25 protein-coding genes are annotated in these 23,989 nt (G+C 59.4%); 16 read left to right on the plus strand and 9 right to left on the minus strand.

All coding sequences use genetic code 11. From position 1 onward, the window contains the following. Window positions 1-252: 252 nt before the first annotated feature. Complete coding sequence (locus ACFWW2_RS10290) at window positions 253-2,406, plus strand: transglycosylase domain-containing protein (protein ID WP_393927936.1); 2,154 nt, start codon at window positions 253-255, stop codon at window positions 2,404-2,406. Window positions 2,407-2,414: 8 nt separating this feature from the next. On the opposite strand, the gene ACFWW2_RS10295 is transcribed toward ACFWW2_RS10290, so the two are convergent. Continuing rightward, a complete protein-coding gene (locus ACFWW2_RS10295) occupies window positions 2,415-2,783 on the minus strand; it encodes a hypothetical protein (RefSeq protein ID WP_393927937.1) in 369 nt (122 codons plus the stop codon). A 158-nt stretch (window positions 2,784-2,941) separates the two neighbouring features. Between ACFWW2_RS10295 and ACFWW2_RS10300 the strand changes: the two genes are divergently transcribed. The 7 genes from ACFWW2_RS10300 to ACFWW2_RS10330 are packed head-to-tail and all read left to right on the plus strand — an operon-like array spanning window position 2,942 to window position 9,621. Further along, window positions 2,942-4,681: a type I secretion system permease/ATPase gene (locus ACFWW2_RS10300; RefSeq protein WP_393927938.1), complete on the plus strand. Its 1,740-nt coding sequence runs from the start codon at window positions 2,942-2,944 to the stop codon at window positions 4,679-4,681. Further along, window positions 4,678-5,991 (plus strand): HlyD family type I secretion periplasmic adaptor subunit, encoded by a 1,314-nt coding sequence (locus tag ACFWW2_RS10305; RefSeq protein ID WP_393927939.1) that lies wholly within the window; start codon window positions 4,678-4,680, stop codon window positions 5,989-5,991. Before ACFWW2_RS10300 ends, ACFWW2_RS10305 begins: the two co-directional genes overlap by 4 nt. Before the next feature lie 51 nt (window positions 5,992-6,042). Further along, entirely contained in the window at window positions 6,043-6,513 is a 471-nt protein-coding gene (locus tag ACFWW2_RS10310) for a RidA family protein (RefSeq protein ID WP_393927940.1), read from the plus strand. Then, window positions 6,510-7,262 (plus strand): glycerophosphodiester phosphodiesterase family protein, encoded by a 753-nt coding sequence (locus ACFWW2_RS10315; protein WP_393927941.1) that lies wholly within the window; start codon window positions 6,510-6,512, stop codon window positions 7,260-7,262. Before ACFWW2_RS10310 ends, ACFWW2_RS10315 begins: the two co-directional genes overlap by 4 nt. A 31-nt stretch (window positions 7,263-7,293) precedes the next feature. Next, a complete protein-coding gene (locus ACFWW2_RS10320; protein WP_393927942.1) occupies window positions 7,294-8,478 on the plus strand; it encodes a GNAT family N-acetyltransferase in 1,185 nt (394 codons plus the stop codon). Then, entirely contained in the window at window positions 8,475-8,774 is a 300-nt protein-coding gene (locus tag ACFWW2_RS10325; protein WP_393927943.1) for a 4a-hydroxytetrahydrobiopterin dehydratase, read from the plus strand. Before ACFWW2_RS10320 ends, ACFWW2_RS10325 begins: the two co-directional genes overlap by 4 nt. Before the next feature lies 1 nt (window position 8,775). Then, window positions 8,776-9,621 (plus strand): mechanosensitive ion channel family protein, encoded by an 846-nt coding sequence (locus ACFWW2_RS10330; RefSeq protein WP_393927944.1) that lies wholly within the window; start codon window positions 8,776-8,778, stop codon window positions 9,619-9,621. A 36-nt stretch (window positions 9,622-9,657) separates the two neighbouring features. Here ACFWW2_RS10330 and ACFWW2_RS10335 read toward each other — a convergent pair whose 3' ends face one another. Further along, window positions 9,658-10,149: a peroxiredoxin gene (locus ACFWW2_RS10335; protein WP_393927945.1), complete on the minus strand. Its 492-nt coding sequence runs from the start codon at window positions 10,147-10,149 to the stop codon at window positions 9,658-9,660. A gap of 90 nt (window positions 10,150-10,239) precedes the next feature. Between ACFWW2_RS10335 and ACFWW2_RS10340 the strand changes: the two genes are divergently transcribed. From ACFWW2_RS10340 to ACFWW2_RS10355, 4 genes are read left to right on the plus strand one after another with little or no spacing between them, the layout of a single operon-like run. After that, a complete protein-coding gene (locus ACFWW2_RS10340) occupies window positions 10,240-11,454 on the plus strand; it encodes an NAD(P)/FAD-dependent oxidoreductase (protein ID WP_393927946.1) in 1,215 nt (404 codons plus the stop codon). Continuing rightward, complete coding sequence (gene rsmD, locus ACFWW2_RS10345; protein ID WP_393927947.1) at window positions 11,451-12,008, plus strand: 16S rRNA (guanine(966)-N(2))-methyltransferase RsmD; 558 nt, start codon at window positions 11,451-11,453, stop codon at window positions 12,006-12,008. Before ACFWW2_RS10340 ends, rsmD begins: the two co-directional genes overlap by 4 nt. Then, entirely contained in the window at window positions 11,998-12,642 is a 645-nt protein-coding gene (locus tag ACFWW2_RS10350) for an HAD family hydrolase (protein ID WP_393927948.1), read from the plus strand. Before rsmD ends, ACFWW2_RS10350 begins: the two co-directional genes overlap by 11 nt. A gap of 26 nt (window positions 12,643-12,668) precedes the next feature. Continuing rightward, a complete protein-coding gene (locus tag ACFWW2_RS10355) occupies window positions 12,669-12,881 on the plus strand; it encodes a hypothetical protein (RefSeq protein ID WP_393927949.1) in 213 nt (70 codons plus the stop codon). A gap of 29 nt (window positions 12,882-12,910) precedes the next feature. Here the strand turns inward: ACFWW2_RS10355 and ACFWW2_RS10360 are convergent, their stop codons facing one another. The 4 genes from ACFWW2_RS10360 to sfsA all read right to left on the minus strand — a co-directional run bounded on the left by ACFWW2_RS10360 (window position 12,911) and on the right by sfsA (window position 16,787). After that, the gene (locus ACFWW2_RS10360) at window positions 12,911-13,951 is read right to left on the minus strand and encodes a TRAP transporter substrate-binding protein (RefSeq protein WP_393927950.1); all 1,041 of its coding nucleotides are present in this window, start codon (window positions 13,949-13,951) and stop codon (window positions 12,911-12,913) included. 87 nt (window positions 13,952-14,038) lie between these two features. Next, window positions 14,039-15,217: an MFS transporter gene (locus ACFWW2_RS10365; RefSeq protein ID WP_393927951.1), complete on the minus strand. Its 1,179-nt coding sequence runs from the start codon at window positions 15,215-15,217 to the stop codon at window positions 14,039-14,041. Continuing rightward, window positions 15,214-16,029: a type I methionyl aminopeptidase gene (gene map / locus ACFWW2_RS10370; RefSeq protein ID WP_393927952.1), complete on the minus strand. Its 816-nt coding sequence runs from the start codon at window positions 16,027-16,029 to the stop codon at window positions 15,214-15,216. The genes ACFWW2_RS10365 and map overlap by 4 nt, the downstream gene beginning before the upstream one ends. A gap of 56 nt (window positions 16,030-16,085) precedes the next feature. Continuing rightward, window positions 16,086-16,787 (minus strand): DNA/RNA nuclease SfsA, encoded by a 702-nt coding sequence (gene sfsA / locus ACFWW2_RS10375; RefSeq protein WP_393927953.1) that lies wholly within the window; start codon window positions 16,785-16,787, stop codon window positions 16,086-16,088. A gap of 42 nt (window positions 16,788-16,829) precedes the next feature. Here sfsA and ACFWW2_RS10380 point away from each other — a divergent pair, with 42 nt between their 5' ends. From ACFWW2_RS10380 to ACFWW2_RS10395, 4 genes are read left to right on the plus strand one after another with little or no spacing between them, the layout of a single operon-like run. Further along, the gene (locus ACFWW2_RS10380; RefSeq protein ID WP_393927954.1) at window positions 16,830-17,552 is read left to right on the plus strand and encodes a competence/damage-inducible protein A; all 723 of its coding nucleotides are present in this window, start codon (window positions 16,830-16,832) and stop codon (window positions 17,550-17,552) included. Next, the gene (locus ACFWW2_RS10385; RefSeq protein WP_393927955.1) at window positions 17,549-18,274 is read left to right on the plus strand and encodes a GNAT family N-acetyltransferase; all 726 of its coding nucleotides are present in this window, start codon (window positions 17,549-17,551) and stop codon (window positions 18,272-18,274) included. Before ACFWW2_RS10380 ends, ACFWW2_RS10385 begins: the two co-directional genes overlap by 4 nt. A 4-nt stretch (window positions 18,275-18,278) precedes the next feature. Next, on the plus strand, window positions 18,279-18,845 hold the full coding sequence (locus ACFWW2_RS10390; RefSeq protein ID WP_393927956.1) for a peroxidase-related enzyme: 567 nt from the start codon (window positions 18,279-18,281) through the stop codon (window positions 18,843-18,845). After that, window positions 18,842-19,786: an OmpA family protein gene (locus ACFWW2_RS10395; RefSeq protein ID WP_393927957.1), complete on the plus strand. Its 945-nt coding sequence runs from the start codon at window positions 18,842-18,844 to the stop codon at window positions 19,784-19,786. The genes ACFWW2_RS10390 and ACFWW2_RS10395 overlap by 4 nt, the downstream gene beginning before the upstream one ends. On the opposite strand, the gene ACFWW2_RS10400 is transcribed toward ACFWW2_RS10395, so the two are convergent. From ACFWW2_RS10400 to ACFWW2_RS10410, 3 genes are all read right to left on the minus strand, one after another. Continuing rightward, window positions 19,787-20,539: a GGDEF domain-containing protein gene (locus ACFWW2_RS10400; RefSeq protein ID WP_393927958.1), complete on the minus strand. Its 753-nt coding sequence runs from the start codon at window positions 20,537-20,539 to the stop codon at window positions 19,787-19,789. A 132-nt stretch (window positions 20,540-20,671) separates the two neighbouring features. Continuing rightward, window positions 20,672-21,577 (minus strand): LysR family transcriptional regulator, encoded by a 906-nt coding sequence (locus tag ACFWW2_RS10405; protein WP_393927959.1) that lies wholly within the window; start codon window positions 21,575-21,577, stop codon window positions 20,672-20,674. A 230-nt stretch (window positions 21,578-21,807) separates the two neighbouring features. Continuing rightward, window positions 21,808-23,832 carry an FAD-dependent oxidoreductase gene (locus tag ACFWW2_RS10410; protein WP_393927960.1) on the minus strand — a complete coding sequence of 675 codons (2,025 nt, stop codon included), beginning with the start codon at window positions 23,830-23,832 and terminating at the stop codon, window positions 21,808-21,810. Between the last annotated feature and the right edge of the window lie 157 nt (window positions 23,833-23,989).

Below are 23,989 nucleotides of genomic sequence, written 5' to 3' on the forward strand. Positions count from 1 at the left end.
GCCCGCGAAGGCGCCGGACAAGACAATGCTGCGGTGCAGCGTCACTTAAACCGGCCACTGTTGCACATTTTTTGCACAAAAGCTGTCGACTGCCTACTTATTGGGCAGATAGATGATCGAGTCAGCGATCCTTCGCCGCGTCCGAAAACGGCCTGTCTGTGCCTCGTCTGGTGGAATCTTACTGGGTGGTGGCGCGTCGCAAGACCCGCTATGGTGCAGCAAAATCAGACCGAACAGTCAGTCGAGCGGAATATGAGTGGAAACGGCAAAAAACGGACACCTTTGGTGGCCGAACGGCGCTATCCTGCGGGCAGCACAGGCAAGACGCCTGCGCCAAAGAAGAAGGCCGCGTCGTCCCGCACGAAACGTCGCAAGGCAGCGCCCAAACGGAGCAAACCCACAGGTCCCATTGGCTGGCTGCTGCTGCCCTTCCGCTGGGCAGTGCGGATCATCTGGGCCGTCAGCTGGCGGCTGGGGCTGGTGACCGCCCTGATCATCGGTGGCTTTTCGCTTTATTTCGCAAGCCAGATGCCTGCGATGGAAGAGTTGATTGATGGCCGCACCCGTGGTTCCGTCACCATGACCGATCTGACAGGCGAGGTCTTTGCCTGGCGCGGCGATCAGTTTGGCGGGATGGTCAGGGCTGAATCTGTTTCACCCCATTTGCACAACGCCGTTGTCGCGACCGAGGATAAGCGGTTCTACCGCCATCTTGGCATTTCGCCGCGCGGCATTGCGTCGGCCATCCGGATCAACCTGCGTGAAGGGCGCGGCCCGCTGTCAGGCCATGGCGGATCCACAATTACCCAACAGACCGCCAAGCTTTTGTGTCTGGGCGTGCCGTTCGATCCGACCAAATGGGAATCAGAGGCCGATTATGAGGCGGATTGCCGCCGCACATCGCTGCGCCGCAAAGCCCGTGAAGCTGTCTTTGCCCTAGGCATGGAATTAGCCTATTCCAAGCAAGATATCCTGACGATTTATCTGAACCGGTCCTATCTGGGCGCAGGCAGCCGAGGCTTTGAAGCGGCTGCACAGCGGTATTTCGGTGTGTCAGCGGCCGAGGTGGACCCGGCGCAGGCTGCGATGCTCGCGGGCCTGCTGACTGCCCCATCCACCAACGCCCCTACCCGCAACCTCGAACGCGCCCAGAACCGGGCTGCGATTGTGATCGGCTTGATGGAAGAACAGGGCTATCTTTCGACGCAAGAGGCGATGAACGCCATTGCCAACCCCGCCACCCTGTCCGAATCCGCCCAGCAGGATTCAGGCGGCTTCTTTGCGGATTGGGTCATGGAAAGCGGGCCTGAGTTCTTTACCCGCGACACCACCGAAGACGTCATCATTCGCACGACGCTGGATCAGGATATTCAGGCCGCCGCCGAGGAGGCCCTGATTTCGGTCTTTGAAAACGAAGTGCGCGAAGGGTCCGAAGCACAGGCGGCCATTGTCGTGATGTCTGCAGACGGGGCCGTGCGTGCCATGGTCGGCGGGCGCAATATCTCGGCCACCGGGGCGTTCAACCGCGCCACGCAAGCGCTGCGCCAGACCGGATCGGCCTTCAAGCCATTTATCTACGCCGCCGCGCTTGATCTGGGCATGTCGCCTTATGCGATGGTTGATGATGCACCAACCTGCTGGCAACGGCGAGGATCGCGTGACTGGTGCCCCGAGAATTACGACCGCACCTTCAAGGGGCCTGTGACACTGATTCAGGCCTTGGCCGAAAGCCGCAACATTCCGGCCATCATTGTGTCCGAGGATGTGGGCCGCGAACTGGTGCGCAATGTCGCCAATGGCTTCGGGGTCGAGGGTGATCTGGCCGCTGGCCCGGCACTGGCGCTGGGTGTATCCGAAAGTACCTTGATCGAGATGACAGGTGCCTTTGCCGGTATCCTGAACGGTGGATCGGCGGTGACACCATATGGCCTGACCGACCTGCGCATTCAGGGCGATGACACATTGCTGATGGACGCCACCGGCGCCGGCATTGGTGAGCGGGTCATCCGCGAGGATGCCGCCCGCCAACTGACATGGATGATGACCAAGGTGGTTGAAGAAGGCACCGGCCGTCGGGCGCGCATTGATGGCTGGCAGGTTGCAGGCAAGTCCGGCACCACAAATGGCGCCCGCGATGCCTGGTTCATCGGCTTCACCGGCGATTATGTCACCGGGGTCTGGATGGGCTATGACGACAACCGCCCCTTGTCAGGTGTAACGGGTGGCGGCCTGCCCGCCACGATCTGGCACGAAACGATGGTGCGCGTCCTTGCGGACAGATCGCCCACACCGCTGCCCATGATCGCCCCGCCAGAACCCGCCGCAACGGGCCTGCTGCAAAGCGAAGGTGGTCAAATCGTGGATAACGATATTCTGGATGTGCTGGATCTGATCGTGAACAACTGACGCCGGGGTCAATATTCACCCTCTTCACAAAGATCATACCGGAAAGCGTAGCCGTCCCATATCATGTAGATGCCCGGGTCCTGCGCGTCGATCATCATGATCGCCCGTTCGGTCCAGGTCTGGCCCTCGCCGGAACATTCCATGGTATAGATCGTGGCATCCATATCGTTGATGTCGACGGGGTTCGTCATCCGGCACTCTACCTCGACCCCGTAAAAGATGCTTTCAGCGATCTTGAGCGATCCGCCATCGGCACCAACCAAAGAACATTCAGCATTGGCCGTCTGTTTGTAGACGCCATCATAGGGTCCGGCGTGCCCATGCCCCGGCGTCAGCAGGCAGAAAACTGCCAAAGTCAGATAGTGTTTGCGGTTCATCGCCCAATTGTGTGGGCCATTTTTATCGCCAGATCAACGATTCATGCTAGAGGATGCGTCACGCAAGGTCAGAGCATAGAATCGCATTAACTCTGTCCTGAATTTCTGCTACCTGCCGCCGCAGGGTATGAATACGACGAAAAGGCGAACTGGGGCACATGTTGGACGAAGTCAAAGCCAAGGGCGAAGCCGAACTGATCGAGGCGCGCCGCGAAAGCCGTCATTTATACTGGATGGTTGCGATCTTCAGCTTTTTCGTGAACCTGCTGATGCTGACCGGTCCGCTTTATATGCTGAGCGTCTATGACCGGGTACTGAGCTCGCGGTCGTTCGAGACGCTGTTTTTCCTGACCGCGCTGGTTGCGTTTCTCTATACCATGATGGGTATTCTGGATTTTGTCCGTGGCCGCGTGATGGGCCGGGTCGGGGCCCGGTTTCAGGCCCGTCTGGACCGACGCGTTTTCAGCGCCGTCCTGAAGGCCACGACGCTGAACCGCGCCCCGCGCGAGGCCGCAACCGGCCTGCGCGATCTGGAAGCGACCCAACGCCTGATCACATCGCCGGCCTTGATGGCCCTGTTTGATTTGCCTTGGACGCCCCTTTTCATCTGGGGCATTTTCATCTTTCACCCTACGATGGGTGTTCTGGCACTGGTTGGCGGTGCCATTCTGGTTGCCGTCGCGATCCTGAACCAATTGACCACCCGCAAACCGCTTGAAGCAGCGAATGCGGCGTCATTTGCCTCGGAACAATTGGGCACGCAGATACGCGGCGAAAGCGAGATGGTCCATTCGCTGGGGATGCGCGGGGCTGCGTTTGACCGCTGGCAACTGGCCCGTGGCAAATCGCTTGATGCCACGATCGGGGCGGCTGATGCCTCTGGCACATTCACGTCGCTGACCAAGGCGTTCCGCCTGTTTCTGCAATCCGCGATGCTGGGTCTGGGTGCCTATCTGGTGCTGCTGAACGAACTGTCGCCCGGTGCGATGATTGCCGGTTCCATCCTGCTTGGCCGCGCGCTTGCCCCTATCGAGATGATCGTCGGTCAGTGGGCCGTTTTCCAAAAGGGCCGCGAAGGCTGGCGCAAACTGTGCATCCTGTTGGGATCGGTGGGCGAGGAAGAGCAGCGTACACAATTGCCCAAGCCAAAGGCCCGTTTGATCGCCGATCAGGTGACTGTGGTTCCACCGGGTGAAAAGCAGGCATCACTGCGTCTGATCAGCTTTGATATCAAACCGGGTATGGCGGTTGGTGTTATCGGTACGTCTGGTGCCGGGAAATCGACGCTCGCCCGTGTGCTGACCGGCGTGTGGCAACCTGCTGGCGGCAAGATCCGTCTCGATGGGGCCGCGTTGGATCAGTACGACCCGGACGTGCTGGGCCAGCATATCGGCTATCTGCCGCAGCGCGTGCAGTTGTTTGACGGCACGATCAAGGAAAACATCGCCCGGATGTCGATGCAGCCCGATGATGCCGCGGTGGTGAAAGCCGCAAAAAAGGCCGCCGCACACGAGATGATCCTGAAACTGCCCGATGGCTACGACACACGCGTGACCAGTAACACCGGCCGTTTGTCGGGTGGTCAGATCCAGCGCATCGGTCTGGCGCGGGCCATGTATGGCGATCCGGTTGTGTTGGTGCTGGATGAGCCTAACTCGAACCTCGACAATGATGGATCGGCGGCGCTGAACAAGGCGATCAAGACCTTGAAATCCGAAGGTAAAGTCGTTTTCATCATGGCCCACCGTCCGGCGGCCATTCAGGAATGCGACACGTTGCTGGTCATCGAAGGCGGTGCCCGCCGTGCCTTTGGCCCCAAGGACGAGGTGCTGGCCGAAATGGTCAAGAACCACAAGGAAATCCAGAAAAGCGTTGGCAAGACCGGGGGTGTGTCATGAACCAGCAACGCGATGCGCTAAGCACCCGCTGGTCGGCCAAGCGTCATATGACCGTCGGCCTGATCGCTTTGGTGATACTTGTGGGCGGATTCGGCACATGGTCAGTCATGGCCCAGATTACAGGGGCTGTTATCACATCGGGCCAGATCGAGGTGGACCGCAACCGTCAGGTTGTCCAGCACCCCGATGGCGGTGTGGTCGAGGAAATTCTGGTGGATGAGGGCGATACCGTCGAGGCCGGCGCTCTACTGATCCGGCTTGATCCGTCTGTCCTGCAATCGGAACTGGCCGTCGTCGAAGGCCAGTTGTTTGAAATTCTGGCCCGCCGCGGCCGTCTTGAGGCAGAGCGTGACAATCTGGACCGCCCCGTCTTTGATGCTGTTTTGCTGGAAGCTGACAACGCCGATGCAGAAACACTGATCAATGGCCAGATCCGTCTGTTTGAGGCGCGGCTGGAGTCAAGCAAGCGGGCGGTCGAGCAATTGACCCAGCAGCGGGCGCAGATCGCCAGCCAGTTGAATGGGATCGAGGCGCAACAGACCGCATTATCGACCCAACGTGATTTGATTGCACGGGAACTGACCGACCAGCAAAGCCTGCTGGATCGGGGCCTGGCTCAGGCGAGCCGGGTTTTGGCCCTGCAACGCGAAGAGGCCGATCTGTTGGGCCGCGTGGGCGAGTTGACAGCGCAAGCCGCCCAGGCCGCCGAACGCATGACCGAGATTGAGATCCAGATCCTTGGCTTATCCACCAGCCGCAGGGAAGAGGCGATCACCCGTCTGCGCGACCTGCAATTCAACGAGCTGGAACTGTCAGAGCGCCGCCGCACGCTGCGTCGCCAGTTGGACCGTCTGGATATCCGCGCACCCGTTTCGGGTATCGTCTATGGCCTGCAGGTCTTTGCCGAACAATCGGTGATCCGGCCTGCAGACCCGGTCCTGTTCCTGATCCCGCAGGACCGTCCGCTAGTGATTGCCACAGAAGTGCAGGTTATCGATATCGACCAGATCCATCTGGGTCAGGAGGTCACCTTGCGTTTTTCCGCATTTGATCAACGTCGCACGCCCGAGCTGAAAGGCGAAGTCACCCTGATCTCGGCTGACGCCTTTCAGAACGAGAATTCTGGTCTGTCCTACTACCGGGCCGAGGTGCAATTGAACGAAGGCGAGATAGATAAACTGCCGTCCGACATGACCCTGATCCCCGGTATGCCGGTGGAGGCATTTGTGCGGACCGCCGAACGAAGCCCGATGCAGTATCTCCTCAAACCGCTGGCCGATTATTTCGCCAAGGCCTTCCGCGAGTCCTGATTGCACCCGCCTGCGTTGCCCGCTAGCGTCCGGGCAGCAATGGAGGATGCTATGAGCGCGATTGAAAGCAAACTGGCGGAACTTGGCGTGACCCTGCCGGATATGGGTGCAGCACCCAAGGCTGCGGGCAACTATCTGCCATTCGTTACTGTGGGTGACATGGTTTATGTCTCAGGCCAGATTTCGCAGGACGAAAACGGCCCGGTGAAAGGTGTCGTTGGTGCCGATTTCACATTGGAACAGGGTGCCGAAGCGGCAAAGCTATGCGCCATTTCCCTGCTGACGCAGCTCAAAGTGGCCTGCGAAGGCGACATTGATCGGCTGGTGCGCGTGGTCAAGTTGACCGGTTTCGTGAACTCTACCCCGGACTTTGTTGATCAACCCAAGGTGATCAACGGCGCCTCTGATTTCTTTGTGGCTGCATTGGGCGACAAAGGCCGCCATGCCCGCGCCGCGGTCAGCGCCGCAAGTCTGCCGCTGGGCGTCGCGGTCGAGATCGAAGCAATCTTTCAGATCAAATGAGCCTACCTGCTTCGTTCTTTGATCGCCCTATTGCCCACCGTGCCTTGCATGACCGCAAGGCGGGCCGAGTAGAAAACAGCATGAAATCGATCAAGGCGGCCATTGAGGCTGGCTATGGCATCGAGATGGATGTGCAACTGACCGCCGATGGTCATGCGATGGTATTTCACGATGATGTGCTGGATCGGTTGACCGCACAGGACGGCGCCGTTCGCGCCCGTACCCGCGCCGGATTAGAGGCGATCGCTTTGACCGATGACGGCGGCACGATACCTTCATTAGAGGATGTGCTGGCGCTGGTCGACGGTCGTGTGCCCTTGCTGATCGAGATCAAGGATCAGGATGGCGGGATGGGGCCGGATATCGGGCCGCTGGAGCAGGCAACGGCGGATGCGCTGAAGCCATATGCTGGCGATGTCGCCCTGATGTCGTTCAATCCGCACAGTGTCACCAAACTGGCCGAACTGGCACCGGATATTCCGCGCGGCCTTGTCACCTCAAGCTATCAGGCGCAGTTCTGGCCAGAGGTCCCGGATCAAGTCCGGGACAGGTTGCGCGACATCCCGGATTATGACCGCGTGGGGGCCTGTTTCATTAGCCACGAAGCGGGCGATCTGGACCGGCCTCGAGTGGCGGAGCTCAAACATCAGGGGGCCGCGATCCTTTGCTGGACGATCCGTAGCGCCGCCGCTGAGGCAGAAGCGCGGCGGATCGTGGATAATGTCACCTTTGAGGGCTATCTGGCTTGACGGCGGCCCACAGCCCCCCAAGTAAACCCCCATGGATGACACACCCATCGAAATTGCAGCCCACGGCAGCATCAACGGGATCGACCCCACCGATTGGGACGCCTGCGCCTGCCCGGAGGCGACGGATGGACGGCCCGATGACCCGTTCACGACCCACCGTTTCCTCAAAGCCTTGGAAGACAGCGGATCGGTCGGTCCCGGCACTGGCTGGCAGCCCCGCTATCTGACGGCCAGGATCGACGGACAGATTGCTGCCGTCGCCCCGCTTTATGCAAAGGGGCACAGCCAGGGCGAGTACATCTTCGACCACAATTGGGCCCATGCATATGAGAGTGCGGGTGGTCGTTATTATCCAAAGCTGCAAATAGCCGTGCCATTTACGCCTGCCACGGGCCGCCGGTTTCTGACCCGCCCCGGATACGAGGCGGCGGGCATGTCCGCCCTCATCCAGGGGGCGATTCAAATCGCTGCGGATAACGAGTTGTCATCGGTCCATGCCACCTTCTGCACCGAGGCTGAAGCGATTGCTGGCGCTGAAATGGGATTGCTGCATCGGGTCGGTCAGCAGTTTCACTGGGTCAATGATGGCTATGGGACATTTGATGACTTTCTGTCATCCCTTTCCAGCCGCAAGCGCAAGAACATCCGCAAGGAACGCCAGCAGGCGAATGACTTTGGCAGTGAGATTTTGGAATTGACCGGTGACGCGATCCAGCCGGAACATTGGGATGCGTTCTGGCAATTCTATCAGGACACCGGGAACCGGAAATGGGGTACGCCGTACCTGACGCGCAACTTCTTTCACTTCGCCCACCAGACCATGCGGAACGACATCCTGATGGTGCTGGCAATCCGGGATGGGCGACCCATTGCGGGCGCGCTCAATTTCATCGGGCGCGACACGCTGTTTGGCCGCTACTGGGGCTGCACCGAACATCATGCCTGCCTGCATTTTGAGCTGTGTTACTACCGGGCCATTGATTTCGCGATCCGGATGGGTCTGGGCAAGGTCGAGGCGGGCGCGCAGGGCGAACACAAGCTTGCTCGCGGCTATCTGCCCACCCCCACCCATTCGCTGCACTGGTTTGGCGATCCGGGGTTCCGCGATGCGGTCGCCCGCTACCTTGACGCCGAACGCAATGCGGTGGATCACGAGATCGAGGTGCTGACCAGTTACGGACCTTTCCGCAAATCCCATCAGGAGGACCACCAATGACCGACAAACTGACCGAGGCTGAACGGGACGCACAGATCAAACCCCTGCTTAACAATGGCTGGGAACTGGTCAGTGGGCGTGATGCGATCCACAAGAAATTTGTGTTTCGGAACTTTGTCGAGGCATTCGGGTTCATGACAAAGGCCGCGATCTGGGCCGAAAAATGGAACCATCATCCAGAGTGGTCGAATGTTTACAAGATGGTCGAGGTGACCTTGACCACCCACGACGCCGATGGTCTGTCGGCTCTGGATGCAAAACTGGGCGCAAAACTGGACGCGCTCGCAGGAGAATAAGTTGGAAGAGTTACTGAATACCGAAATCTGGGATGGTCGGACCGTCGCGGATTTACTGACGCTTGAGTTTTTGGCGTCGATCTTTGGCAGTGTAATTGCCGCGATCCTGATCTTGATCGTCGGCTTTATCATTGGCGGCTGGGTGCGCAAACGATTGGTCCGGCTAGGCGAACAGTACAGCCATCTTGATGTGACGCTGTTCAATTTCCTGGGCAATGTCGTCCGCTATGTGGTGGTCGGCTTTGCGTTCCTGTTCGTGCTGAACACATTCGGGGTGCAGACCACATCTGTCATTGCCGTCATCGGTGCGGCCGGTCTGGCCATCGGTCTGGCCTTGCAGGGCACGCTCTCGAATGTCGCAGCAGGCGTGATGATCGTGTTCTTCCGCCCCATCAAGATTGGTGATTTCGTCGAGGTCAACGGCCAGATGGGTACGGTCAAGGATATCACCCTGAACTACACTGAACTGGCGTCCATCGGGAACGTGCAGATCATCATTCCCAATTCGGAAGTCTGGGGAAACACGATTTCCAATTATTCCGTCTACCCGACCCGCCGGGCCGAATGGACCTTTGGCGTGGGTTATGGCGTGAACCTGAAACAGGCCGAAGACGTGATCCGCGAGACAATCATGGCTGACCCCCGGTCCATGAGCGATCCGGAGCCGTTTATCCAGGTCAACAACCTTGGCAGTAGTTCGGTTGATTTTCTGGTGCGTGTCTGGTGCGCCAGTGGCGATTACTTCGCTTATCAGGCGGATATGAAGCGGAAAGTGAAAGAGGCGCTGGACGCCGCCGAAATCAACATCCCCTTCCCGACACGGACCATTGTCAACGTATCGGAATAAGAAGAATGGGCGGCCAGTGGGCCGCCCGCTTCACACTTAGTCCATTTGTTCCAACAGCGTCTCGCCTGCCGAAATCTCGCATTCGCCGGGATTGCTTTCGGCGTTCAGGATTTTGACTTCACCATTTTCGACCAGCATCGAATAGCGCTTGGACCTGTTCACAAAACCGACCGGCGGCGCGCTGAAGTTCATGCCGATGGCGGTGGTGAAGCTGCTTTCGGCGTCAGCCAGCATGGTGATGCCGACGTCATTGGCTTTTGTGCTGTCGCCCCAGGCTTTCATCACAAACGGATCATTCACGGCCACGCAGATGATCTCGTCCACGCCCTTGGCCTTGAAATCGTCATGCGTGATCATGAAGCTGGGCACATGGGCTGTGGAACATGTACCGGTATACGCCCCCGGCAGCCCGAAAATCACCACCTTGCGATCCTTGACCTTGTCGGCCAACGGCACCTGTTTTGGTCCATCGTCGCTCATCACCAGCAATGTTGCGTCCGGCAGCGTGTCACCCACTTTGATTGTCATCTCATTAGCCCCTGTTCGTAATTGTGTCTTCCGACGCTTCCCATATAGAGTCCTGCTGAACAAGGGGCCAGCGAAGAGGGGCGATTTCCCGTGACACATGTGGTTGTGGTTGGCGGCGGTCAGGCTGGCGCCTCGCTCGTTGCGAAATTACGGGCCGAAGGGTTTGATGGTGACATCACCCTGATCGGCGCTGAAACGGTGCCCCCCTATCAGCGGCCGCCGCTCTCAAAGGCTTATTTACTTGGGGAAATGGCCGAAGAGCGCCTGTATTTGCGTCCCGTTGAATTCTACGACGACAACAACATCACACTGCGTCTGGACACGCGCGTCGTGGGCATCGACCGCCCCGCAAAGGTGGTGACCCTGACGGGCGATGAGCGCTTGCATTATGACGAACTTGTGCTGACCGTCGGCGCATATCCGCGCACCTTGCTTGCAGAGGTCGGGGGGATGCTGGATGGGCTGTATCTGGTCCGTGATCTGGCCGATGCCGATGCCATGGCGCCTGCCTTTCAGCCGGACAGGCGCGTGCTGATCATCGGTGGCGGCTATATCGGACTGGAGGCTGCGGCGGTTGCATCCAAGCTGGGATTGGAGGTCACGCTGGTCGAGGCAGCTGACCGCATCCTGCAGCGTGTGGCCGCCCCTGAGACATCCGACTATTTCCGGGCGCTGCACCAATCCCATGGTGTCGACATTCGCGAAGGTGTGGGGCTGGACCGGTTGCTGGGCGATGATCATGTCTCTGGTGCAGTGCTGACCGATGGCAGCATCTTGCAGCTTGATTTCGCCGTGGTCGGCGTTGGCATCACGCCTGCGACGATCCTGGCAGACAGTGCCGGGCTGGAGGTGAATAACGGGATTACGACCGATGCCTATGGCCGCACCTCTGATCCGCATATCTGGGCCGCCGGTGACTGTGCCTCTTGCCTGTTTCATGAGGAGCTTATTCGGCTGGAAAGCGTCGGCAATGCCATTGATCAGGCAGAGGCGGTGGCGTTGAACATTATGGGCCGCGACGTGCCTTACATGCCCAAACCATGGTTCTGGTCGGACCAGTATGACTGCAAACTGCAGATCGCCGGACTGAACAGGGGCTACACCGATGTTTATGTGCGCAGGGGCGATACCCCCGGCGTGCAGTCCAACTGGTACTACAAAGGGCCTGAACTGCTGGCAGTGGACGCCATGAACGACCCGCGCAACTATATGATCGGCAAGCGCCTGATCGAAGCAGGGCGCAGCCCTGATCCGGCGGTCATCACCGATCCGGCGACGGATATGAAAGCACTGCTAAACCCGTGAGGATCATCGGCGGCACCCATCGCGGTACGGCGCTGGCGACCGTGGGCAAGGGCGATACCGGCGCGCATCTGCGCCCCACATCCGACCGAGTGCGCGAAAGCCTGTTCAATGTGCTGCAAGGGGGTCGCTTTGGTGACCCAATCACGGATGCCCGCGTGCTTGATGTGTTCGCAGGCACCGGCGCGCTGGGATTGGAGGCGTTGTCACGCGGTGCGGCTCATGTGACCTTTGTCGACAGCGGCCGGGTGGCGCAAAAGCTGATCCGCAATAATATCATCAAACTGCGCAGGCAGGCGGATGTAACACTGATCGGGGCAGAGGCGACAAAGCTGCCAAAGGGCGAACCGTGCGATTTAGTCTTTCTTGATCCGCCTTATGGGCAGGACCTGGGCGGCAAGGCTCTGATCGCTGCAATGAATGGCGGCTGGGTCGCCGAAGGTGCCTTGATCGTCTGGGAAGAAAGCCAGCCCCAGATCGCGCCACCCGGTTTTATGCAGCTGGACCAGCGCCGCTATGGTGACACCTGGATCACGGTGATGCGCCATGGCGACTAAGCTGGTGATTTTCGATTGCGACGGCGTGCTGGTCGATACCGAGCCTTTGACGGATGTGGTTTTGTCGAAAAAGCTGACAGAATACGGCCTGCCCTTGGCGCCGAGTGAAATACCCGGCCTGTTTCGTGGTGGGACGATCCAGGCGGTGGGTGAGGAAGCGATGAGGCGCGGCGCAACCCTGCCAGATAACTGGCTGGATGATCTCTACGCCGCCGTCTTTGATGCGCTGCGCCACGATGTGCCGGTGATTGACGGCGTATTCGATCTGATTGACGTGCTGGACGGGGCGGGGATCGGCCGGGCCATCGCATCGAACGGCCCCGTGGCCAAGATGAAGATCAGCCTGACCCCCAGCGGGCTGTGGGACCGGTTTGCCGGGCGGATTTATACCGGGCATCATCACGGCCCCAAGCCGAAACCGGATATGCTGCTGCGGATCATGGCAGATGCCGGTGTGACCCCGGACGAAACGGTGATGATTGATGACATGCCTGCCGGGTTCAACGCGGCCAAGGCCGCTGGCATTCGCTGTTTCGGCTACGTGGCTGACGGCGATCCGGATCGGGTGAACGGGACCGGAGCAGTGCCTGTGACAAATTTTGATCAGATCGCACTGGCGCTTGATTTGCGCTGATCGCCTGCCGCCACTAGTCTGACCTTATGACCGACGCGACCGATTTCAGCGTTATACCAACGGTGCGCAGGCAAAAGACGGCAAGCCTGCCGCTGCCTGCGCCAGTACCATTTGGCGCGCCTGTTCTGATTTCCGATTGCGTCAGCCCATTGGCGGGGGAAACACTGCTCAGTCTGATCTGGCGCAGGCTGGACGGGACCGACGAAAAAACGCCCGATCCAAAGGATCGGACGCGATAATCGTTAACCACTCACGCTATGTAAACGCCTCAGTCACCAGTATTGTTCCGCACCGCCGCCTTTGCGGCATCAACAAGTGCGGCACCGTCATAGCTCTTGGCGTTCATCTCGATAATCCAGTTGGCGGTCACCGCCTCGCCCAGCGCCTTGATGCGCGCGGTTTCGTCCTCTGACATTTCCGCAATCTGGTTGCCATCCGCGGCCATCACATCACGGCCCACGATATCGCCAGTATCATGCGCCCGGCCTGCCCACATGCTGGCCATCATGCCGGAATTGGCGTCGATGACAGCGCGCAGGTCGTCGGGCATGGCGTCATACACATCCTTGTTCATCGCCCAGATGAAATAGAGGTTATAAAGCGCCCGGTCACCTGCCACATCCGTGTGGCTGTCGGTTAGCTCGTTCAGCTTGAGCGATGGTGACATCTCCCACGTGATGACGCCCCCATCGACCACACCCTTTGACAAGGCTTCAGGGAATTGTGGGACTGGCATCCCGATGGGGGTGGCGCCCAATTCCTCTAGCAGCAGGGTCGCGGGGCGCGATGGGCCGCGCAGTTTCAGACCGGCGAAATCATCCACTGTATCAACCGCGTCACCACGTTTGTGCACGATGCCGGGCCCGTGCATATGAGCCGCAATGACATGCACATCCTTGAAGTCATCCATGAGGTAGTCTTGGGTGAATTCCCACGCAGCGGCAGAGGCTTCCTCGGCCGATTTGGTGGTCATGAAGGGCAGTTCCAGGGCCTCAGCCTCCGGAAAACGATTGGGCTGATAGCCGGGGATGACCCAGCCGCCGTCAATCGCGCCATCGCGGATCAGGTCATACTGGTTCGGTGCAGCGCCACCAAGCTGCATGAACGGGTAAAGCTCGACCTTGATGCGGCCGTTTGACTGTTCTTCGATGGCATCAGCCCATGGCTGCATGAAATAGGTCGGGTTCGCGCTGGCAGGCGATACGAAGTGCTGAAAGCGCAGGGTCACCTCTTGGGCCAAGGCAGAGGTCGCGGTCAGGGTGAAGACGGCAGCGATGGCTGCATACTTTGTCAGGTGCATGTCATGCATCCTTTCATCAGTGATTTTGGGAAGGGGTGTCACCGCTAGCGACACCGGGTAGGTAAGCGGTGCTGCAGCAGGATACAAGCAAAGAACTTAGGGTGAATTTACGCCCGTTTTTCCCCCTTGCCGGTTCCAGACCTCTGAAACCGAGATGTGGATCACTGCCAAAAGGGCGACAAACCCGCCTGCAACACCTAGCCCGGTCACGCCATATCCGCTGATCACCGCGCTGCCGATGGCCGAACCGATGGCCGCGCCGATATAGATAGCGGCGGCATTCAGGGCCAGCACGATGGCGGCACTTTCCGGCGCAATGCTGATGATCCTGACCTGTTGGGCGGCCATGAAGGACCAGCCAAACACCGACCAGAGCCCGCAGATCACAAAAACCCAAACGTCGGGCAAGGGCAGCAGCGACAGCAGCGGCATCGTGACAAACTGAATGATCGACAGGCAGATAAGGGTGCGGAACGGTCCGATCCGGTCGGTCATCCGACCCCCCAGCAGATTGCCCCCAACGGCCCCCAGCCCAAAAACAATCAGGACCATGGTGATGCCATCGCGCCCGTACCCCATCGTGTCTTCCAGCAATGGCGCCAGATAGGTGTAGACGACATAGATCCCTGTCAGGAAGGTCGTCGTGAACATGACAGCCAGCATTGTCCGCGCCTCGCCCAAGGTACGGCCCAGATCGCGCAGGGTGACCACCTGAAAGGCCAGCCCGGCAGGTACAACCCGCCAGACCATGATGATCACCGGAATGGCCAGCATGACCACAACGCCAAAGGCCGCCCGCCAGCCAAATGTGTAGGCGATCCAGCTACCCACAGGCACGCCCAGCACCTGCGCCAAAGTCAGGCCAAAAAAGACAGCAGCCAGGGCCTTGCCTCGCTCTTCCTCTGCGCTCAGTCCGGCGGCCACGGCGGCGGTGACGGGTGTCATGACACCGGCACCTGCGGCGGCCAGAATGCGCGCGCCGTGCAGCATCACTTCGTTTATGGCAAGCGCGGACAGAAGGTTTGCTGCCGCAAACGTGCTCAGCGCAAAGGCGAGCACGCGCCGCCGCCCGATCTGCCCGGTCAACGACACCAGCAAGGGCGAGAGTACGGCATAGGCCAATGCATAGGTGGTCATGATCCAGCCGGTGCGGGCCGGTGTGATCCCCAACCCTTCGCCCAGCGGGGTCAGCATCCCGATCAGGACAAAGGCCCCCATGCCGATGACGAAATTCGCCGCACTCAGAACCGGGATCAGTGTCCGGTTCGGCGTCACCCGGTGATCCAGGTGGGATGATATCGGTTGCCGGGGGACAGCGTGAAAATCTCGCAGCCATCCGCCGTGATCCCGATGGAATGTTCGAACTGTGCTGACAAGGATTTGTCGCGGGTCACCGCGGTCCAGTCATCGGCCAGCACCTTTGTGTCGGCGCGGCCCAGATTGATCATCGGCTCAATGGTAAAGAACATGCCTTCTTCCAGCGTCGGACCAGTGCCCGGACGACCGTAATGCACGACGTTCGGCGGGGCATGAAACACGCGGCCCAGGCCGTGACCGCAAAAATCTCGGACAACCGACATGCGATTGCTTTCGGCATAGACCTGAATGGCGTGGCCGATATCACCAAACGTGTTGCCCGGCCTGGCCGCCTCGATCCCTTTCATCAGGGAATCGTGGGTGACTTGGATCAGTCGCTCTGCCTTGCGGGACAGATTGCCAGCCACATACATGCGGCTGGTGTCGCCAAACCAGCCATCGACGATGACGGTGACATCGATGTTCAGGATGTCCCCATCCTTCAGCTTCTTGTCACCCGGAATACCGTGGCAGACCACATGATTGACGGAAATACAGCTGGCATGCTGATAGCCCTTATAGCCGATTGTGGCCGAGGTCGCCCCGGCATCCTCGACCATCTGGGTGATCAGGCGGTCGATCTCTGCCGTGGTCTGGCCCGGAAACACATGGTCGGCGATGTCATCGAGGATCTGCGCGGCCAGCGCTCCGGCGGCATGCATCCCCGCAAAATCGCCAGCCTCGTAAATACGGATGCCATCCTTGGTAATCCGGCCGTTATTGGTCTGCACGTGTGTCTTCCTTTGTCGGTGTTGCAAACGCACATAGGCCAATTAATGCCCAAGTTCTAGGGTTGCATCGGGATCGGTTCACCCAGTGCTATCTCTGCCGGGCTGATGGTGCAGGTCTGGGCGAGACATTGCACCCCCGTGGCCTTTGCTTCAGCGAAGGCTGCCGTATAGGCCGGATCGATATCCCCGGCCAACGTCATGGCTGTGCAGTCGGTGCGCTGCACGAGATAGAACATGATCGCCCGGTGGCCTTGCCGCACCATGTCCGTCAATTCCGCCAAATGTTTGGCCCCGCGTGCGGTCACGCTGTCGGGAAACTCCGCCAGCCCCGACCTGCGGGACAAGGTGACGCTTTTGACTTCGACATAGGTATCAGGGCCTTCACCACTCAGCAGGAAATCAATGCGGCTGTTCTGGCCGTACTTCACCTCTGACCGCACCATATTATAGGGCAGCAGCCCGGGCACCTGATGCGCCATCAAGGCCGCCTTCAGCGCCTTATTCGGTATGGAGGTGTCGACCCCGGTGAAATGTCCGTTTTCATGATCAACCAGCCGCCAGCCGAATTTCAGCTTCTTCTTGGAATCGTCATTCGGTTCCAGCCAGATTTTCATGCCCGGCTCCGCCAGACCCATCATGGAGCCGGGATTTGCGCAGTGGGCTGTCACCTCGCGCCCGTCCTCCAGCCGGACATCGGCCAAAAACCGTTTATAGCGGCGGATCAGACGGGCGGGCACAAGGGGCGTGGAAAATTGCATGGGGCCACCCTATAACCAGTTCGGACCTGCAGGAGAACCAGAATGCCAAACCCCACCGCCGCCATGCTTGTCATCGGGGATGAAATCCTGTCAGGACGGACCCGTGACGCCAATATGCATTATCTGGCCGGGCAACTGACCGAAGCCGGTATTGACCTCAAAGAGGTGCGCGTCGTGAGCGATGATGCCCCGGCGATCATCGCCGCTGTCCGCGCATTGGCGGACGGGTATGACACGGTTTTCACCAGCGGCGGGATTGGCCCGACCCATGATGATATCACCGCCGATTGCATCGCTGCGGCGTTCGATACGCCGATTGATGTGCGCGATGACGCCCGGGCCATCCTGCAGGCGCATTACGACCGCGCTGGGACAGAACTGAACGCCGCCCGGCTGCGCATGGCCCGCATTCCGGACGACGCGACCCTGATCGACAATCCGGTCAGCGCGGCCCCGGGCTTTACCATTCGCAACGTGCATGTGATGGCGGGGGTTCCGGCGGTGTTTCAGGCCATGGTCGCCAGTATCCTGCCGACCCTGACCGGGGGGGCACCGCTGATTTCGAGAACCTTGCGTGTGTTGCGGGGTGAGGGCGACATCGCAGGCCCGTTGGGCGTTTTCGCGCAGCAGTTCTCTGATCTGTCAGTCGGCTCTTATCCCTTTCAAAAAGACGGTATATACGGGTCAAACATTGTCGTGCGCGGCACTGACGCGGCGCAACTGGATACGGCGATGACAACATTGGAAAGCATTATTAACGCGTGACATTACCGAGTGCCCAGAAGTTATACGCCATCATTGATGGCACCTGGCCCTCCTCTGCCAAACAGGCGCTGGGGCCTTGGACCGTGCGTCTGGATGATAGCGGCAGCAGCAGGGTCAGCGCGGCCACCGCCGAAGGGCCTGCCACCGATCACGAGATTGATCTGGCCGCAGCCGCGATGATGGAGGCCGGGCAAAACCCGCTTTTCATGATCCGTGAAGGCGACGAATGGCTGGATGCCAAGTTGGAAGAACAGGGATATGTCATCAAGGACCCGGTCAACATGTATGCCGCCCCGATTGACCTCTTCGCCACCGATCCGGTTCCGCCGGTCACCGCATTCCGGGTTTGGCCGCCCCTGACCATTCAGACCGAGATTTGGGAGGCTGGCGGCATTGGCGCGGGCCGCATCGCCATCATGGACCGCGCCCGCCCGCCCAAGACCACATTGCTGGGCCGGATGAATGACAAGCCTGCAGGCACCGTCTATGTCGGGATGGCTGCCGATTGCGTGATGATCCACGCTCTTGAGGTAGGCGAGGGCCACCGCAGGCAAGGGCTGGCCAAGCACCTGACCCGCGCGGCGGCCCTTTGGGGCAAGGAACAGGGCGCCGCATTCCTCACACTTGTGGCCGCGCAGAACAATGAGCCCGCGAACACGCTCTACGCTTCCCTCGGGATGACGGTTGTGGGACAGTATCATTATCGCAGCCTGCCGGAGTGATCTTTTGACCAAACAGCCCACCGCCCTTGATTTGCCGATGGTTGATCCGCTGCCGGAAGCGACGCAAAAATACTTTGATATCTGCCAGGATAAGCTGGGGATGGTCCCCAATGTGCTGCAGGCCTACGCCTTTGATATCGACAAGCTCAATGCCTTCACCGCGCTTTATAACGATGTGATGCTGGCTGATTCCGGGCTGACAAAGCTGGAACGCGAGATGATCGCGGTCACCGTGTCGTCGATCAACAAATGCTATTATTGCCTGACCGCCCATGGCGCCGCTGTCCGGCAATTGTCGGGCGATCCACAATTGGGTGAAAAGCTGGTGATGAACTGGCGGGCTGCGCGGCTTGATGCGCGCCAGACGGCGATGCTGGAATTCGTCGAACTGGTGACGGTATCCAGCGCAAAGGTGACCGAGGCCGACCGCGACGCGCTGCGCCAGGTCGGGTTTTCGGACCGCGACATCTGGGACATCGCCGCCGTCACCGGGTTTTATAACATGAGCAACCGGATGGCATCGGCCACCGATATGCGCCCCAATGATGCCTATCACGCCCAGGCACGATGATCGTCCGGCTGGTTGCTTTAGTCCTGTTGTCGGCCACCGCCGCTGCGGCACAAACCCTTGATTTTCCAAGTAATGCCAGCCTGCAGACTGAGGTTGTCAGCGATCTGGACAGTTATGCCATGCCGGTTGGCATCTGGGAAAACGGCACCTTGCCGACAGAGGTTGTGGAGGGGCAAAAAACGCAGCAAGCCTGGCGCGTCTCTGCCCAGTCGCTCACAACCTTGCAACTGCTGCGCCCGCTGCGCGAACAGCTACGCAACGCGCGTTTCCGCGTGATTTTCGAATGCCAGACCGAGGCTTGCGGCGGTTTCGATTTCCGCTTTGGCACCGAAACCCTGCCCCCGCCGGAGATGCAGATCAACATCGGCGATTTCCGTTTCCTGGCAGCGCGGCGTCGCGTCTCAGATGGAACCGAATATGTCAGCCTATTCGTCAGCCGGACCGCGCAGGCGGGGTTTATTCAAGTGACCCGCGTCGGTCCGCCGCCGGAAGAAGAAGATGAACCGCTCGTCACATCAAGCGCCCCCCCTGCCCGTGCCGCGACCCCACCCACCACCGGCAACCTGAACGAACAGTTGAGTACACTTGGCCATGTGGTGCTGGACGATCTGGCCTTCGCCACCGGTTCTTCTCAGCTTGGGGAAGGCCCATTTACGTCGTTGCAGACGCTGGCGGATTTTCTGTTGGCCGCACCAGAGATGACAGTGGCGCTGGTCGGGCACACCGATACCTCTGGTTCGCTGGATGCCAATATCGCCCTGTCCAAACGACGCGCGGCATCGGTCCTGGAACGGTTGGTCAGCGACTACGGGGTCAACCGCCGACAATTGGCTGCGGAGGGAATGGGATACCTGTCCCCAATTGCCACCAACGCGACCGAAGATGGGCGCGAGGCGAACCGCAGGGTCGAGGTCATCATCACCTCCATCCCGGAACGGTGATCACCCCGCTTTCTTGATGTCTGATCGCTCCGTCATTTCGTTCCATACGACAACTCGCGCGCGCCCCTCCTCCTTAGCACGATAGAGAGCGCGATCGGCCAGATTGAACAGCTCATCGAGTTCATGGGTCTCATCCGCGATCACCACACCAACCGACAGCGTGACGGTCAGGTGGGGATTGTCCGGTGGGCCCTGAAATGCAATCGGCTTGGTCAGCCGTTCGCCAATCGCGCGCGCCTGCACCAGTGTTGCATCGCACAGAAAGATTGCAAACTCTTCGCCGCCGATGCGACCCACGACGTCATTTTCGCGCAGATTGCGGCGCAGGGCATAGGCAATGGTTTCCAGACATGTATCGCCCGTCTGATGACCATAGGTATCGTTGATCTTCTTGAAATGGTCGGCATCCAGCAGAAACAGCGCCCCAACGGGCGACGTCTGGCGACGCCGATTTGTCATCTCGATAAAGGTGCGGCGATTGTTGATGCCGGTCAGCCCGTCCTTGCGCGACAGCGCTGACAGTTTTCTTTGCAGCCGGACCTGCTGCATCAGCATGAAGAAGAAAAATGCGGTGAACGGCCCGCCCACGATAACGGCATGCACGATGGCAAAGCGAGGCTCTGGCGCGACCTGTCCTGCGTAAAAGGCCATGAACGCCGCGTTCGCAAGACCGATCAATGATACGAATACCGCAAAACGGACGAAAACGCCCATGCCACTTCGCGGTTCGAGCATACGCAAAATTCTGTTCATCTTGACCCCTCAGAGGAATCAGAATGACAACCAAAGCTTTTCAATCATTTAATCAGCAATAAAAAAGCGCGGCCAAACAACACGGGCCGCGCCAGTAGGGTGACATGCACCTTGGGAAAACTCCGTTCGGCCCTACCAGGTATCGGGGCCTTTCTCGGCAAATGCATGCACGAGGAAATCGATAAATGCCCGCACCTTGGGCTGTGTGAACCGGCCCGGCGGGTAGACGGCGTAGATGCCTTGCGTTTCCTGCGGGAGGTCAGGAATGGCTTCTTCCACCAGTCCGCTGCGCATGGCATCTGCGTAAAGAAAGCTGGGCAGGTAGGCGATGCCAAGACCGCCCACACAGGCATTCAGCAGGGACTGGCCATCATTGACGGTCAGCCAGCCTGCTGTTCGCACTTGCCGTTTTTCGCCCGAGGGTGCTGTCAGTTTCCAGACGGCGGAATTTGCCTGGTTGGAATAATGCAGCAGCTTATGTTCGTTGAGATCGTCGATCTTCTCGGGCCGTCCGTACTGCTCAAAATAGGCCGGGCTTGCGATCATGCGTTTTGTTGTTTCGGTCAGTTTGCGAGCGCGCAGGGTGCTGTCTTCGAGCTCGCCAATGCGCACGGCCATGTCGAAGCCTTCGGAAATCAATTCAACATAGCGGTTGTTCAGAACCATATTGACGGTAATGTCGGGAAACTCGCTCAGGAAATCGCCCAAGACGGGTGACAGATGATTAACTCCGAAATCAGTGGCAACACTGATGCGTAGCAGGCCGGAGGGCGCCGATTGCATTGATGTCACCAGCGCATCCGCTTCGCCTGCGTCATTCAGCACGCGGCGGGCGCGGTCGTAATAGGCCAACCCGATCTCGGTCGGGCTGACGCGGCGTGTTGTCCGGTTCAGAAGGCGTGCACCAAGCCGCGCCTCAAGCGAAGAAACATGCTTGGACACAGCGGATTTCGAGATCCCCATTTTCTTTGCAGCGTCTGTGAACCCGCCCTGGTCAACTACCGTGGCAAAGGCTTCCATTTCCGTCAGACGATCCATGCGCGCTTCCTAAAACTCTATCAACTTGAGTCCATTCTTGGGCGCGAAATCAGGCAGGAATGGGACCAATGCCTGACAATACCGGGGTAAATGCGGATTTGGTTCACGTGTGGAAACAGCTGATTCCCTTGACGAAATCGGCCTCAATGCTGCCAAGGTGCCTTATTTCACGGGGTTTGATTGACCTTAGGACAAGCTCATCGGCCGATGAACCAAAGGCAAAAAGTTGCCTATAAACTGGCAGCTAACCGCGTACCCTGATCAATGGCCCGCTTGGCGTCCAGCTCTGCCGCGACATCGGCACCGCCGATCACGTGAACCTCGCGCCCTGCGGCGATTAATGCATCGGCCAGCGACCGCTCCGGCACCTGACCTGCGCATAAGACAATCGTATCCGCCGCGATGACATGCGGGTTATCACGACCCTCGCCGCTGCTGACATGCAGGCCGCTGGCGTCGATCTTTTCGTAGTTCACGCCGCCGATCATCTGCACGTTTTTCATCTGCAAACCCGCGCGGTGGATCCAGCCAGTTGTCTTACCGAGCCGTTTGCCGAGCTTTTCAGACTTGCGTTGAAGAAGTGTGACCTGCCGGACCGGCGCCTCTGGCTGCGGGCCTTCAGGGCGCAGGCCGCCGCGTACGTTTTCAGGGTCGCCGACACCCCATTCTTCCAGCCACTCATCCAGATTTTCGGTGGGACTGTCGTCGGTTACCAGATATTCGGCCACGTCGAAGCCGATGCCCCCCGCCCCGACAATCGCAACGTTCTTGCCAACCTCGGCCTTGCCCCGCAGCACGTCGATATAGGACAGCACGTTTGGCCCGTCCTGCCCGGGGATCGCCGGGTCGCGTGGGGCGACGCCGGTGGCGATGATGATTTCGTCATAGGGTGCAAGCACGTCAACATCCGCCGCCTGACCCAATTGCAGGGTGATCCCGGCCTTGGCGACCATGGTGCGGTAATAATCGACAAGACCCCAGAATTCCTCTTTCCCCGGGACCTGTTTGGCCATGTTCAGCTGGCCGCCAATCTCTTCCGATTTATCGAAGATGGTCACGTCATGGCCGCGTTCGGCGGCGGTCAGGGCGGCGGATAGGCCTGCTGGCCCCGCCCCCACGACGGCGATGTTCTTTTTGGTTTCAGCCGGTTCGATGGTCAGTTCGGTTTCGTGGCAGGCTCTTGGGTTCACAAGGCAGGACGACAGTTTGCCACTGAAGGTATGATCCAGACAGGCCTGGTTGCAGGCGATGCAGGGCGCGATTTCCGCAGCCTTTCCGGCTGCCGCCTTCGCCACAAAATCCGCATCGGCAAGGAACGGGCGCGCCATGCTGACCATGTCGGCACAGCCATCGGCCAGCACGTTTTCGGCCACGTCCGGCATGTTAATCCGGTTGGAGGTGATGATGGGGATCTGGACCTCACCCATCAGCTTTTTGGTGACCCATGTGAACGCCCGGCGAGGGACGGATGTGGCGATGGTGGGGATGCGTGCCTCGTGCCAGCCGATGCCGGTGTTGAGGATTGTGGCCCCAGCATTTTCGATGGCTTTGGCAAGCTGCACGACCTCTTCCCAGGTTGATCCGTTGGGCACCAGATCAATCATGGAAAGCCGATAAATCACAATGAAATCAGGGCCTACGGCTTCGCGAACCCGGCGGACGATCTCGATTGGCAGGCGCATCCGGTTCTCATACGATCCGCCCCAGCGATCCTCGCGTTTGTTGGTGTGGGTGACAAGAAACTGGTTGATGAAATAACCTTCGGAGCCCATCACCTCGACCCCGTCATAACCGGCCTCTTGCGCGCGGGTTGCGGCGGTCACGATGTCGCTGATCTGCTTTTCGATCCCGTCCTCGTCCAACTCGTGAGGCGGGAAGGGTGAGATGGGGGATTTAATGGCGGACGGGGCAACGCATTTGGGGCTGTAGGCATAGCGGCCCGCATGCAGGATCTGCATCGCGATCTTGCCATCGGCGTCGTGGACGCGGTCAGTCACAACCTTGTGGTTGGCGATGTCGTCATCGGTGTAAAGCCCTGCGGCACCTGGGAAAACGCCGCCTTCAGGGTTGGGGGCCATCCCACCGGTGACCATCAAGGCGACCCCGCCACGGGCGCGGGTGGCATAGAATTCAGCGACGCGGTTCCAGTCCTTCGTCTCCTCAAGCCCGGTATGCATGGAGCCCATGAGCACGCGGTTTTTCAGCGTGGTAAAGCCAAGGTCCAGCGGAGCCAGAAGATGTGGATAATCGGTCATTGATGCGCCTCCCGTTTCGAGGCGAGTTTGGCCGAGCGTAACGCGCGCGTCACCCCCAAACGCGGCGTCATGATGCAACGTTCGGTGGGGTGCTCAACGGGCCGCGTGCGGTGGTCCGGTGATTCGCCAGTTAACAAAGGGCTTTTGGTGATTTTGA

Source organism: Yoonia sp. R2-816, assembly GCF_046762905.1.
GTDB lineage: Bacteria > Pseudomonadota > Alphaproteobacteria > Rhodobacterales > Rhodobacteraceae > Yoonia.

Excerpts from the sequence above, each read along its gene's own strand:
- ACFWW2_RS10355 (WP_393927949.1), top strand. The coding sequence starts at position 12,669 with ATGACCGACGCGACCGATTTCAGCGTTATACCAACGGTGCGCAGGCAA.
- ACFWW2_RS10395 (WP_393927957.1), top strand. The coding sequence starts at position 18,842 with ATGATCGTCCGGCTGGTTGCTTTAGTCCTGTTGTCGGCCACCGCCGCT.
- ACFWW2_RS10300 (WP_393927938.1), top strand. The coding sequence starts at position 2,942 with ATGTTGGACGAAGTCAAAGCCAAGGGCGAAGCCGAACTGATCGAGGCG.
- ACFWW2_RS10400 (WP_393927958.1), bottom strand. The coding sequence starts at position 20,539 with ATGAACAGAATTTTGCGTATGCTCGAACCGCGAAGTGGCATGGGCGTT.
- ACFWW2_RS10305 (WP_393927939.1), top strand. The coding sequence starts at position 4,678 with ATGAACCAGCAACGCGATGCGCTAAGCACCCGCTGGTCGGCCAAGCGT.
- ACFWW2_RS10320 (WP_393927942.1), top strand. The coding sequence starts at position 7,294 with ATGGATGACACACCCATCGAAATTGCAGCCCACGGCAGCATCAACGGG.
- ACFWW2_RS10410 (WP_393927960.1), bottom strand. The coding sequence starts at position 23,832 with ATGACCGATTATCCACATCTTCTGGCTCCGCTGGACCTTGGCTTTACC.
- ACFWW2_RS10295 (WP_393927937.1), bottom strand. The coding sequence starts at position 2,783 with ATGAACCGCAAACACTATCTGACTTTGGCAGTTTTCTGCCTGCTGACG.
- ACFWW2_RS10335 (WP_393927945.1), bottom strand. The coding sequence starts at position 10,149 with ATGACAATCAAAGTGGGTGACACGCTGCCGGACGCAACATTGCTGGTG.
- ACFWW2_RS10310 (WP_393927940.1), top strand. The coding sequence starts at position 6,043 with ATGAGCGCGATTGAAAGCAAACTGGCGGAACTTGGCGTGACCCTGCCG.
- ACFWW2_RS10405 (WP_393927959.1), bottom strand. The coding sequence starts at position 21,577 with ATGGATCGTCTGACGGAAATGGAAGCCTTTGCCACGGTAGTTGACCAG.
- ACFWW2_RS10290 (WP_393927936.1), top strand. The coding sequence starts at position 253 with ATGAGTGGAAACGGCAAAAAACGGACACCTTTGGTGGCCGAACGGCGC.
- ACFWW2_RS10380 (WP_393927954.1), top strand. The coding sequence starts at position 16,830 with ATGCCAAACCCCACCGCCGCCATGCTTGTCATCGGGGATGAAATCCTG.
- sfsA (WP_393927953.1), bottom strand. The coding sequence starts at position 16,787 with ATGCAATTTTCCACGCCCCTTGTGCCCGCCCGTCTGATCCGCCGCTAT.
- ACFWW2_RS10315 (WP_393927941.1), top strand. The coding sequence starts at position 6,510 with ATGAGCCTACCTGCTTCGTTCTTTGATCGCCCTATTGCCCACCGTGCC.
- ACFWW2_RS10350 (WP_393927948.1), top strand. The coding sequence starts at position 11,998 with ATGGCGACTAAGCTGGTGATTTTCGATTGCGACGGCGTGCTGGTCGAT.
- ACFWW2_RS10360 (WP_393927950.1), bottom strand. The coding sequence starts at position 13,951 with ATGCATGACATGCACCTGACAAAGTATGCAGCCATCGCTGCCGTCTTC.
- ACFWW2_RS10325 (WP_393927943.1), top strand. The coding sequence starts at position 8,475 with ATGACCGACAAACTGACCGAGGCTGAACGGGACGCACAGATCAAACCC.